The sequence below is a fragment of the Phreatobacter sp. AB_2022a genome (assembly GCF_026847585.1).
Lineage (GTDB): Bacteria > Pseudomonadota > Alphaproteobacteria > Rhizobiales > Phreatobacteraceae > Phreatobacter.
The window spans coordinates 69,499-81,953 of sequence record NZ_JAPSET010000010.1 but is presented as its reverse complement, the minus strand read 5'-3'; the positions used below and the strand labels follow the sequence as shown (position 1 = coordinate 81,953).

The 12,455-nt window shown below is 70.2% G+C and carries 8 protein-coding genes and 1 CRISPR repeat array; of the genes, 3 read left to right on the top strand and 5 right to left on the bottom strand.

Annotated features, from left to right (window positions below):
• Positions 1-146 precede the first annotated feature (146 nt).
• Together phnD and phnC are read right to left on the bottom strand one after the other, a co-directional pair.
• Positions 147-1,067: a phosphonate ABC transporter substrate-binding protein gene (gene phnD, locus OZ671_RS09605; protein WP_268860551.1), complete on the bottom strand. Its 921-nt coding sequence runs from the start codon at positions 1,065-1,067 to the stop codon at positions 147-149.
• 30 nt (positions 1,068-1,097) lie between these two features.
• Entirely contained in the window at positions 1,098-1,895 is a 798-nt protein-coding gene (phnC, locus tag OZ671_RS09600; protein WP_268860550.1) for a phosphonate ABC transporter ATP-binding protein, read from the bottom strand.
• A 255-nt stretch (positions 1,896-2,150) separates the two neighbouring features.
• Between phnC and OZ671_RS09595 the strand changes: the two genes are divergently transcribed.
• The 3 genes from OZ671_RS09595 (at position 2,151) to OZ671_RS09585 (ending at position 8,017) form a co-directional block, all read left to right on the top strand.
• On the top strand, positions 2,151-2,768 hold the full coding sequence (locus OZ671_RS09595) for a chloramphenicol acetyltransferase (RefSeq protein ID WP_268860549.1): 618 nt from the start codon (positions 2,151-2,153) through the stop codon (positions 2,766-2,768).
• A 186-nt stretch (positions 2,769-2,954) separates the two neighbouring features.
• On the top strand, positions 2,955-5,654 hold the full coding sequence (locus OZ671_RS09590) for a bifunctional acetate--CoA ligase family protein/GNAT family N-acetyltransferase (protein ID WP_268860548.1): 2,700 nt from the start codon (positions 2,955-2,957) through the stop codon (positions 5,652-5,654).
• Between the two features lie 346 nt (positions 5,655-6,000).
• Positions 6,001-7,035: direct repeats of the CRISPR family, unit length 32 nt; unit sequence GTCGCTCCCCTCGCGGGAGCGTGGATCGAAAC.
• 190 nt (positions 7,036-7,225) lie between these two features.
• On the top strand, positions 7,226-8,017 hold the full coding sequence (locus OZ671_RS09585) for an alpha/beta fold hydrolase (RefSeq protein WP_268860547.1): 792 nt from the start codon (positions 7,226-7,228) through the stop codon (positions 8,015-8,017).
• A gap of 56 nt (positions 8,018-8,073) precedes the next feature.
• Here OZ671_RS09585 and hpxZ read toward each other — a convergent pair whose 3' ends face one another.
• The 3 genes from hpxZ to OZ671_RS09570 form a co-directional block, all read right to left on the bottom strand.
• A complete protein-coding gene (gene hpxZ / locus OZ671_RS09580) occupies positions 8,074-8,478 on the bottom strand; it encodes an oxalurate catabolism protein HpxZ (RefSeq protein WP_268860546.1) in 405 nt (134 codons plus the stop codon).
• Complete coding sequence (locus OZ671_RS09575) at positions 8,475-9,650, bottom strand: amidase (protein WP_268860545.1); 1,176 nt, start codon at positions 9,648-9,650, stop codon at positions 8,475-8,477. Before OZ671_RS09575 ends, hpxZ begins: the two co-directional genes overlap by 4 nt.
• A 138-nt stretch (positions 9,651-9,788) precedes the next feature.
• Entirely contained in the window at positions 9,789-12,401 is a 2,613-nt protein-coding gene (locus OZ671_RS09570; protein ID WP_268860544.1) for a sensor domain-containing diguanylate cyclase, read from the bottom strand.
• Between the last annotated feature and the right edge of the window lie 54 nt (positions 12,402-12,455).

The following is a 12,455-nucleotide window of genomic DNA, read 5'->3' as shown; positions in this document are numbered from 1 at the left end:
TCGTCATGGTGAGGTGCGAGCCGCAGGCGGGCCTCGAACCACGCGGCCCGTTTTGCCATGCACGTCATCCAGGCCAATTCCCGGCCTAAAGAAACGGGGTGGATCTTGGAGGATCCACCCCGCTGGAGGTCGCCCGGGGGGAGGGCTCAGCTGCGCGCGCGGCGCATCTGGTCGACGAAGCGCTGCAGCTCGACGATGGTCTCGTAGTCGCGGTGGGTGACGGCGTGGAAACCGCGGTCCTTGCCGTCGGACAGGCGGTCGAAAGCCGCCTTGTCGGCGGTCGGCGCGTCCATGAAGGCCTTCAGGATGGCGGCGCGCGCCTCTTCCGGCAGCGTGTTGATATAGGCGTAGGGCGAACCGGCAATCAGGTCCGACTTGAAGATGATCTTGAAGTCGTCGGCGCGCACCATGTTCTTGTTGGCCATGCGCGTCAGGTTGGAATCGGTCTCCGAGTTCCACCAGTTGAAGGCGGCGTCGCAGGTGCCCTGCTGGACGGCCGAGACGGCGTTCTCGTGGCTGCCGGCATAGACGACGCGGGAGAAGAACTGGTCGGGATTGGCGATGCCGAGCTTGTTCATGGCAAAGCGCGGCACGTTGTTGCCCGAGGTCGAGTTGGGATCGACGAGGCAGAGGTTCTTGCCGCGCAGGTCCTCGAGCCGCGTCGCCGGATTGTCGGCGCGCACATAGAGCACCGAATAGTAGCCGATCGAGCCGTCGGAATTGATGGTCGTGACGAAGGGCTCGACGACGCCGTTGGTGACGGTGCGGGCGCGCACATAGGAGGCCGGGCCGTAATAGGCGAGGTGGATCTGGCCGGCGCGCTGGCCCTCGATGACCGCCGCATAGTCGTTGGCGATGCGCAGCGTCACCTTGGTGCCGAGCGTGCGCGCGAGATAGTCGACGAAGGGCGCATAGCGCTCGGTGACGCCCGAGGCGTTCTCGGCCGGGATCACGGCGAGGACCAGCTCGGGATAGCGGCTCTGCCAGCCCTGGCCCTGGGCGCGGGCGCCGAGGGGGCTGAGGCCAAGGCCGGCAAGGCCGGCCAGCACGGTGCGACGGTCGAACATGGTCTCAATGATCTCCAGACGGGGAGGCGGTCACGCGGTGACGAGGGCGCCGGCCGCAGCCGGCACCGGGGTGTGGCTGTCGAGGACCTCGTCGGCCTCGATGCCGTAGAGCTCGCGCGCGGCCGCCGGGGTCAGCTCGGCGGGCGCGCCGTCGAACACGACACGGCCCTGCGCCATGCCGACGAGGCGGTCGCAATAGGTCTTGGCGAGGTCGAGCGAGTGCAGATTGCACAGAACCGTGATGCCGTAGTGACGGTTGATCCGCTGCAGCGCGTCCATGACGATGCGGGTGTTGCGCGGGTCGAGCGAGGCGATCGGTTCGTCGGCGAGGATGTATTTCGGCTCCTGGACCAGGGCGCGGGCGATCGCCACGCGCTGCTGCTGGCCGCCGGAAAGGCTTTCGGCGCGCTGGCTGGCGAGCGAGCCGATGTCGAACTGCTCGAGCGCCGAGAGGGCGATCGCCTTGTCCTCGGCCGTCCACAGCTTGAGCAGCGCGCGCGCCTGGCTGACATGGTTGAGCCGGCCCATCAGCACATTGGTCAGGACGTCGAGCCGGCCGACCAGGTTGAACTGCTGGAAGATCATGGCGCAGGACTGGCGCCAAGCCCTGAGGTCGGCGCCGGCAAGGGCGGTGACGTCGCGCCCGTCGGCGAGGATGCGACCCTCGGTCGGGTCGGCGAGGCGGTTGATCATGCGCAGAAGGGTCGACTTGCCGGCACCGGACCGGCCGATCACGCCGATGAAGGCGCCGTCGGCGATCTCCAGAGAGACGTCCGAAACGGCGGCCTTCGCGCCAAATCGTCGGGTAACCTTGTCGATGACGAGCATGAGCAAAACCTTGGCAGACAGCAAAAAGCGCCGCGGCGGGGAGCCGGCTGGTCTGATGCTCAACGCTCTAGGCCAGGCGAATTACAGTTTTGTGACGCGACCATCACGCGTATGACAGGCCGATTTCCATTCCGAATACTTCGGGATTGTCATCGATGCGTCATCGTCGTGTCATCTGCGGGGATGACGGCGAGGTCCGGTCCGGATTCCCGCCGCGGGTCCCGGGCTCGCATGACCTTCAGGGAGCAGACCGCCATGACCAAGCTCGGCACCACGCCGTCGATCCATGCCGACGCGATCGTCACCAACAGCCGCCTCGGCGCCTATACCGAGGTCGGCGCGCGCACGGTCATCTCCGAAAGCGTCATGGGCGACTATTCCTATATCGTGCAGGACGGCCAGATCGACATGTCCGGGATCGGCAAGTTCTGCTCGATCGCCCGCCACGTGCGGATCAATCCCGGCAACCATCCGACCGAGCGGGCGAGCCAGAGCCATTTCCTCTATCGCGCCTCGCGCTATTTCGACGGCGAGCCTGACGAGGCCGGCTTCTTCGACTGGCGCCGCGCCCATGCGGTGACGATCGGCCACGACGTCTGGATCGGCCATGGCGCCGTGGTGCTGGCCGGCCGGACCGTCGGCACCGGCGCGGTGGTCGCGGCGGGCGCCATCGTCACCAAGGACGTCGCGCCCTATACGATCGTCGGCGGCAATCCGGCAAAGCCGATCCGCTGGCGTTTTTCGGAAGCCGTCGCCGAGCGGCTGCAGGCGCTCGCCTGGTGGGACTGGAGCCACGAGCGCCTGCGCCTGGCGCTGCCGGATTTCCGCGCGCTCGGCGTCGAGGCGTTCCTGGAGAAATACGAGACGGCGTGATGTCTGGCGCCCGGCATCGCGCATGCGGGCACCAGACGGGAGAACCATGGACCGCGGCCCGTCGCCGCGCCGTTCATCATCGGTGAACAGGCGTCATCGCGCCCCCTTGCGCGCGCTCATGTGACGGTCAACCATCGCGGCGCTGATCTGGCGCCGCTGCGCCGCGCGGTTCTTCCGGGAGGTCCCATGTCGCTCTACCGGCTCGATCGCAATTTCGCCCCGTCCGTCGTCGCCATCGTCGGCGCTTCGGACCGGCCGCAATCGCTCGGCCAGGCGGTGCTGGCCAGCATGCGCCGGGCCGGCTTTTCCGGCGACCTCTACCCCGTCAATCCGCGCCATGCCGAGGTGGGCGGGCTTCCCGCCTATGCCTCCCTCGCGGCGCTGCCCAAGCCGCCGGATCTCGTCGTTCTGGCTGCGCCCGCCCGGACCTTGCCGGGCCTCGTCCAGGAGGCGGCGGCGATCGGCGGCGTGCAGGGCGCGGTGATCGTCTCGCCCCTGCCGCGCGAGGGACGCGCCGAAGCCGTGCACGCCATGGCCGAGACGGCGAGGCGGCATGGCCTGCGCCTCATCGGCCCGGATTCCTTCGGCATCATCGCCCCGCATGTCGGTTTTGACGCCAGCCTCGCGCCGCATGCGACGCGGCGCGGCTCGCTGGCGCTGGTCTCGCAGTCGGGCGCCATCGCGGCCGCCCTGCTCGAATGGGCCGAGGCGCGCAATATCGGCTTTTCCGGCGTGGTGACGCTGGGCGATCAGATCGACGTCGATGTCGGCGACTGCCTCGACTTCTTCGCATCGAACTTCCGCACCCGGGCGATCCTCCTCTACATCGAGACGGTGCGCGACGTGCGCAAGTTCATGGCCTCGGCCCGCGCGGCGGCGCGCGCCAAGCCGGTCATCGTCCTGAAGTCCGGCCGGCACCGGGCAACGTCGGGCGCGATGCGCACCCATACCAGCGCCCTTGCCGGAGCGGACGACGTCTACAGCGCCGCTTTCGCCCGCGCCGGGCTGGTGCGCGTCGCCGATCTCGACGAGCTGATCGCGGCGGCCGAGACGCTGTCGCGCTTTCCGGCCTTCTACGGCGACAGGCTCGGCATCGTCACCAATGGCGGCGGTCTCGGCGCGCTCGCCGTCGACAGCCTGATCGAGCGCGGCGGCCGCCTCGCCGAGCTCGACATGCTCACCCGCGCGCGCCTCGAGGCGCTGCTGCCGGCCGAGGCGCCGCACGGCAATCCGATCGACATTCTGGGCGATGCCGACGCGGCGCGATATGCCGAGGCCATGGAGGCGGCGCTCGACGATCCCGGCATCGACGCGGTCCTCGTCATGAACTGCCCGACCGCGCTGCTCGCCAGCCGCGACGCGGCCAGGGCCGTGGCCGGCGTGGTGACCGGGCGTCGCGCCAAGGGCGAACGGGTGAAGCCGGTCTTTTCGGTCTGGCTCGGCGACCACGAGGCGGCGAGCGCCGCCTTCGCCGAAGCCGGCCTGCCGAGCTATCCGACCGAATCGGAGGCGGTCCGCGGCTTCATGCATGTGGTGAGCCACAATCGCGGCCAGGAGGCGCTGCTCGAGACGCCGGAAAGCGCCGCCATCGTGCCGCCGGCCGACCTGCAGAAGCTGCGCACGGCGATCGCCGAGACGATCGCCGCCGGCCGGCGCTGGCTTGACCCGCTGCTCGTCGACCGCATCCTCACCGCCTATGGCATCGGCACCAGCCCGGTGCGCCTCGCCCATACCGCCGCCGAGGCGGGGGAGCATGCCGCCGCGTTCCTCGCCGACGGCCATGCCTGCGCGGTGAAGGTCGTCTCTCCCGACATCGTGCACAAATCCGACGTCGGCGGCGTGCGCCTCAGCCTGTCGAGCCGCGCGGCGGTGGAGGCGGCGGCAGAAGACATGCTGACCCGCATCCCCCGGGACATGCCGAAATGCCGGATCGAGGGCGTCACCGTGCAGCCGATGATCCACCGGCCGGGCGCCATCGAGCTGATCGTGGGCATTGCCGACGATGCGACCTTCGGTTCGGTGATGCTGTTCGGCCGTGGCGGCAAGGCGGTGGAACTGATCCGCGACCGGGCCCTGGCGCTGCCGCCGCTCGACATGCGCATCGCCCGCGACATGATCGCGCGCACGCGCATATCGAAGCAGATGGCCGGCTATCGCGACGTGCCGCCTGTCGATATCGCCGAGGTGGCCGAGGTGCTGGTGCGCCTGTCGCAGCTTGCCGCCGACCTGCCCGACATCGCCGAGATCGACATCAATCCGCTGCTCGCCGATGCCGGCGGCGTGCTGGCGCTCGACGCGCGCATTGCTGTCGGCGCGCCGAAGGCGGCCCGGCTCGGCGCCGGCGGCCATCCCCGTTTCGCCATCCGCCCCTATCCGAAGGAATGGGAGCGGACGGTGACGACCGACAGCGGCTACCGCTTCCGCATCCGGCCGGTGCGGCCGGAGGACGAGGCGATCTTCCGCGACTTCCTGGAGCGGGTCGACCCGGACGACCTGCGCCAGCGCTTCTTCGCGCCGATCAAGCAGTTCAGCCACGCCTTCATCGCCAAGCTCGCCCAGATCGACTATGCCCGCTCCATGGTGCTGGTCGCGCTGGAGGAGACGACCGGCGAGCTCATCGGCACGGTGCGCCTGCACGCCGACCCGGACAACGAAAGCGCCGAATATGCGGTGTTCATCCGCTCCGACATGCAGGGCCGCGGCCTCGGGCAGACCATGATGCGGCTGATCATCGACTATGGCCGCGAGCAGCACATCAAGCGCATCTACGGCCAGGTGCTCAACGAGAACCACAGGATGATCGCGCTCGCCCGCGACCTCGGCTTCCAGGTCGGCATCGACCCGGACGACACCGCGCTGCACCGGGTGGTGCTGGAGCTGGAGTGAGGAGCGGGGGCGCCGTTGTGCGCCGAGCCCGGGATGGTGCCGAAGCTGGAGCGCGGGGTCTCGGCCAAGGGGGCGGCGCCGAAGCATGACCTCGATCTCTTCCCGTTCCTTCGTAGCGGAGGACGGTGCGGTCGGCGCATCCGCCCGCCCATCGCCAGACCGTCTCAGGCGCGAACCCCAAGCAGGCCGGACATTCCCGGCAGGTTCGCGCTTGGCTCAAGCCATTGAAAACATGGACGAAGAGGGCCGGCTGACAGGCTGCTGCCATCGGTCCGGACCGGCGTGGCTGGAGGTTCGCGCTCCCAGCCCGATTTCATGAGATCGAAAAGGCGTTTATCAAGGGGCGGTCGCTCCCCTCGCGGGAGCGTGGATCGAAACGGGTTGGACCAATGCCACGTTGCGGACCGGCCAGCGTCGCTCCCCTCGCGGGAGCGTGGATCGAAACCTCTCGCTCGATGTCGAATATGCCAAGAGCGCGACGTCGCTCCCCTCGCGGGAGCGTGGATCGAAACAAGGGCGAGCTGCAGCTTGCCCGCGGCATCCGCGAGTCGCTCCCCTCGCGGGAGCGTGGATCGAAACGACGTTGTTTGGGCTGAGGTCCGGGCGCGAGCGGCGGTCGCTCCCCTCGCGGGAGCGTGGATCGAAACACCGACGGCGGCCTCTACTACATTTCGACGCCAGCGTCGCTCCCCTCGCGGGAGCGTGGATCGAAACAGCCCGCCGCCCAACACGGGTCGTTGCCCGTCATCGTCGCTCCCCTCGCGGGAGCGTGGATCGAAACTCGGGCTTCACGTACTTGAGCTTGTGCTGCTCATAGTCGCTCCCCTCGCGGGAGCGTGGATCGAAACTGAAGCCGATCACCGATCATTTCGGACCGCGCCTCGTCGCTCCCCTCGCGGGAGCGTGGATCGAAACGCGGCCTGCGCATCGCGCCCGACATCGGAAACCTGTCGCTCCCCTCGCGGGAGCGTGGATCGAAACTAGCTGACGCAGACGGGCAACCACTGCCGCTTGAGTCGCTCCCCTCGCGGGAGCGTGGATCGAAACAGGAATCTGGATGTCGAACGGCACAAGCTTCACGCGGTCGCTCCCCTCGCGGGAGCGTGGATCGAAACCATGGCGCTGGCGGGCTCACCTGCGGCCGAGGCCCGTCGCTCCCCTCGCGGGAGCGTGGATCGAAACTTCGCGATCTGTGCGAGGTTCATGCCGCCGGCGAGTCGCTGCCCTCGCGGGAGCGTGGATCGAAACTCGATCTGCGCGATCCAATCGGCCGCCGGCAGGCGTCGCTCCCCTCGCGGGAGCGTGGATCGAAACGTCTCGAACTGATCCCAGTCCATAGTCCCTCCATTGTCGCTCCCCTCGCGGGAGCGTGGATCGAAACCGCGCGATCAAGGGACCCGCGAGCAACGCGTTTCAATGTTGGCGTGGCCTGATCCAATGGCCCGCCGTAGCACCGGACCGAGCGAACGCGACGAAACCCGTCCATGCAGGCCGGTCGAACGGCGGATTGACGCATTTCGTGTGGCGTCGCGTCATGTTCGGATACCGACCGTAGAATGCGCAGAAGTCCGATGTCCGACACCCGTCCACCCGCCATCACCGAAACCGACGGCTGGCTGCAGCTCGGCGCGGGCCGCCTGTTCTTCCGCGGCTGGGCGCCGGAAGCGGCGGCGGGCGCGCCGATCATCCTGTTTCACGATTCGCTCGGCTGCGTGGAGCTCTGGCGCAGCTTTCCGGCGACGCTCGCGGCGGTGACCGGGCGGCGCGTGCTGGCCTATGACCGCCTCGGTTTCGGCCGGTCCGATGCCCATCCCGGTCGGCTTGGCCGGGGCTTCATCCGCGCCGAGGCCGAAGAGGTGGTGCCGCGGCTCTGCGCCGCGGCCGGCATCGGGCGGTTCGTCGCCTGCGGCCACAGCGTCGGCGGCGGCATGGCGGCGGAGACGGCGGCGCGCTGGCCGGAACGCTGCGAGAAGCTGGTGACGATCGCGGCCCAGGCCTTCGTCGAGGACCGCACGCTCGACGGGCTGCGTGTCGCCGAGCGCGATTTCGAGGATCCCGCCAATCTCGCGCGCGTCGCCCGCTACCACGGCGACAAGGCGCGCTGGGTGGTGGATGCCTGGATCCGCACCTGGCTCAATCCGGACTTCGCGCCGTGGACGCTGGACGAAGCGCTCGCCCGCCTGCGCTGCCCGGTGTTGGCGGTGCATGGCGACACGGACGAATATGGTTCGCTCGAACATCCCCGCCGCATCGCCGCGGGGCGCGGGCGGGCCCATATTTTCGCGGGCATCGGCCATGTGCCGCATCGCGAATGCGAGCGGGAGCTTGCCGGGGTGATCGACGGCTTCCTGAGGGAGGGCTGAGGCGCAGCCCGCCCGGCGGTGCCGGCGAACGGGCGCGGACCGAGCTGCCCTTCACCTCACCAGGGCTTCTCGCCCTCCATGGTCGAGACATGGGCCGAGACCACCTTCCAGCCGAGATCGGGAAAGCGCACGAAGGTCTGGCTCTGGCGGCCGACAACGTCGCGGCCGCGCATCTTGAACTCGAGGTTCACGGTCGCGAAATCGCGGCCGAGGGTGAGGATTTCCAGGCGCAGGCGCTTTTCCTTGATGCCGGGGCCGGGCGGGCGGGCGACGCGATGGGCGTGGATCGCGTCGAAGCCGTAGCCGTTCTCGTGCAGCGCGTAGCGGATGGTGTGCGGGCTGTTCCAGAAGGTCGCGTCGAGCACCTCGACATCCTTGTCGATCAGGGCCTGCTCGTAGCGCTCGAACAGGGAGCGGATCTCGGCCACCACCTCGGGCAGGTTCGGGGTCAGGTCGGTCATGCTGCGGCTTCCATGGCTTCGGCGACGGCGATGAGGCTCGAGTCGGTGCCGCGGCCGCCGATGATCGACAGGCCGACCGGGGCGCCGTCGACCTTGGCGCCCGGCAGGCTGACCTGCGGCGAGCCGGTGAGGCCGCCCTGGGCGCACAGGCAGGTGATACGGTCGCGCAGCGGCTGCTGGGCCGGCAGCGGCAGGCCGCGCAGGGGGGCCGGGAAGGGCGTCGTGGGCAGGCAGAGAATGGTGCCCGCCGGCAGCAGGTAGCGCAGCCGGGCGCGGGCCTCCTCGCGCATCAGCGCCGCCCAGTTGCGTTCGGCCGGCGACACCTGCGCGCCGGCGATCAGCCCGGCGGCGACGCTGAAGGCGAGGCGCGGATTGTCGCGCTCGATCCAGGGCTGGAAGGTCTGCCAGGCCTCGACCGGCTGCAGCATGCGCTGCGCCCGTGCCCAGACCGAGAGGCCCTGGGGCGCCATGATCTCCTCGCGCACCGCGCCGACGATGCGGCCGAGCCGCGCGACCATGGGCTTCAGCGCCTCGGCGACCGCCGGATCGGCGAAACCGAAGGCGTCGACCGCGACGATCAGGCTGGTCGGCAGGGCGCCGGGCGGCTCGCCGAGCAGCACGGCGCCGGCGCGTGCGAAGGTCCTCGCATCGCGCGCGAACCAGCCGCAGGTGTCCGAGCTCGGCGCCTGCGCCAGCATGCCGGTCACGTCGATCCGGCCGTGGGTCGGCCGGATGCCGTAGAGGCCGCAGAAGCTGGCGGGCACGCGCATCGAGCCGCCGGTATCGGTGCCGAGCGCGATGTCGCAGAGCCCGGCGGCGACCGCCGCGGCCGAGCCGGACGAGGAGCCGCCCGGCACCCGGTCGGGCGCGGCCGTGTTCACCGGCGTGCCGTCGAAGGCGTTCTCGCCGAGAATGCCGAGCGAGACCTCGTCGGTGATGGTCTTGCCGACCAGATCGGCGCCGGCATCGAGCAGGGCCTGCACGGCCCAGGCGTGCCGCTCCGGCACCGGCCGCCCGGCGGCCCAGTCGTGGTTGCCGCCGCCGGTCGGAACGCCTTCGACGTCGAACAGGTCCTTGGCCGCGAAGGTGAGGCCCGACAGCGGGCCGCCCGGCCGGCCGGGCCGGCGGGCGCGCGGGCCCGGGACGAAGGCCCCGACAGGATCGTCGCTCACGCTGCTTCTCCCTCGCCGCACTTGCCCGCCGGTGTCCCGGCCAGAGGGGACGGTAACAGCTTTTCTCGTCCGCGGAACGGTTCGGACCTGCGGCAAAGCCGTGCGCCGGACACATGCCGGGCGGCGATGCCGCCGGTCTCAGCCCGCCGCCTTCAGCGCGTCCTTGTCCTGGCCGGTCTCGGTGCCGCCCGGACCGGTGCGGCTGCTGACCACCAGACGGTTGCGGCCGAGAGCCTTCGCCCGGTAGAGCGCGATGTCGGCGGCCGGCAGGAGGTCCTCGCCCTCGTCGACATGCAGCGGCATGACGGCGAGCCCGATGGAACAGGTGATGCCGTCGAGGTCGCCGCCGGACCAGGTGACGCGCAGGCGGCGCACGGCCTCGAGCACTTCGCCCACCCGCTGCTCGGCGACGTTGAGGCCGATGCCGGGCAGGATGAGCAGGAATTCCTCGCCGCCGTAGCGGCCGACGATGTCGCCCTTGCGCATGGCTTCGAGCAGCGTGCGGCCGATGTCGCGCAGCACCACGTCGCCCGCCTCGTGGCTGTGGCGGTCGTTGATCTGCTTGAAATGGTCGATGTCGAGCAGGGCGAGCGACAGCGGCCGGCCAGTGCGGACGCTGCGGGCGATCTCGCGCGCCAGGGCTTCCTCCAGGAAGCGGCGGTTGTAGAGGCCGGTGAGCGGATCGCGGATCGCCTGGGCACGCAGCTGCTCGCGCAGCTCCAGATTGGCGATGGCGAGCGAGACCTGCTCGGCCAGCATGGTGGCGAGCTGGTTGGCCGAGGCATCGTTGGCCGCGTCCGCGGTGGTCTCGCGATAGAGGAGGCCGAGCAGGTTGGTCTGGGCGATCAGCGGCTGGCAGACGAAGCCGGCGCCCGGCACGGCGCAGCAGGCGCTCGCATGGCTGCAGGTGAGGCCCTGGCTCGCCTCCGAGATCGGGAAGGCCCGGCCGCGCCGGAGCGCCCAGCAGGCGTCGGGCGGGAAGGCGGCGATGTCGGCCTTCAGAGCGCCCCACTGCGCGCCGCGCTGCACCGCGTCGCGTGTCTCGCTGAAGAGGTAGAGCGCGCCGGCTTCGTCGGGGAACAGATGGCCGGCATAGCTCTTCACGGCCGAGAAGATCTCGTCGAGGCCCTGGCAGGATTGCAGGAGGCCGCTGAGCTCGGTGAGCAGGGCGATCTCGCGGGTGCGCGCCTCCGACGCCGTGAGCGAAGCGGTCAGGCGGGCATTGGCCTCCTGCAGCTTCAGCGCGTGGTCGCGCCGCTCCGCCTCCACCATCAGCGCATCGGTCTTGTCCTGCAGCACCCAGAGGATCTCGCCCGGACCGTTGCGGCCGCTGGGGCCGAGCGGCTTGCCATAGGCGTCGACCAGCAGGGTCGAGCCGTCCCTGTGGCGGATATGCAGCTCCACCTCGGTCGCCATGGCGCTGTCGCGGATGCGGTTCAGCGCCGCGCCGAAGGCGTCGGCATCGGCCTTGTCGGCCACCAGGGCGTCGATCTCGGTGCCCGGCAGGTCGTCGGTCTGGCGTCCGGTGAGGGCGGCGATCCGGCGGTTGCCGCGCAGGATGCGGCGGCCCTTGGTGAACAGGATGCCGGCCAGCGGATTGTCGACCAGGGCCCGCTGTTCGGCGTCGAGCGCGCTGAGGCTGCCGGAGAGCCGGCGCGAGCGCATGATGATGGCCGAGAGCAGCGCGATCAGCAGGCTGATGACCGCGCCGCTGCCGAGCACCAGATTGGGCACGGCGTGGTCGAGCTCGTAGATCGAACCCGGGCGGGCGGCGAACTGGACGTGCCAGACCCGTTCGCCGACGACCAGCGAGCGTTCGGCGGCAATGCCGAGCGGCGCGGTGGCAACCGGCGTGACGAGGCGCAGGTTGGCCTCCAGGCTGTCGTACATCAGCGTGGCGACGCCGGTCTCGTCCTCCGGCTCGCCGGTCATGACGCCTTCGGCATTGGCCTTGGCATAGCCGCGGTCGACCACCCGGATATGGGTCTGCTGCAGGGTGCGCTGGTCGATGACGCCGCGCATCAGGTCGTTCATGCGGTAGACGGTGGCGACGAAGCCGCGCAGCGCGGCGGTGCGCTGCAGGGCGGTCTGGGCGGGCTCGCCGACCCGATAGATCGGCGCGCGCAGGATGAAGCCCTGGCCGCCGGACGCATCCTGCACCAGCCGGACCGGCGGGGTGGCGACGATGCGGCCGGTCTCGGCCGCGCGGCGCAGCGAATCGAGCTGGGCCGGATTGGCGCCGGCATCGAAGCCGAAGGAATTCTCGTTGCCGCGCAGCGGCTCGACGAATTCGACGACATTGTAGGAGGAGCGGGGGCCGGGAGGCTGGACGGCGAAGTCGGGCTGGCCGCGCGGGTCGACGCTGGTATCGCCGCGCACCTCCGCGACGAAGGCGTCGAGCTCGGCAGGCTTGACATAGCGCAGCGACTGCAGCGCCTGGAAGCCGGGATAGCGGCGGGCAAGGTCGAGCACGTCGACATAGCGGCGGAACTGGGCGCGGTCGATGCGGCCGATGGAGGCATAGAGCCCCTGCATGCTGACCAGCACCTCGGCATGGGTGCGCAGCCGCTCGCCGATCGCCGCCGTGGTGTCGGCGGCGTCGGCGGCGAAGCGCCGCTGCATGTCGGCGGCGATCCAGCGCTCCGCCACGGCATGGGCGACGAGGCTCGCGCCGAGGCCGGCCGCCAGGATGGCACCCGCAACCAGCGTCATCCGCCGCGCGCGCGGCGCCAGCAGATCCCTTAGCCCCATGGCAGTGCCTTCACATTCCGCGGCCCGCCGCACCGGAGGGCGGCCTATTGCAAC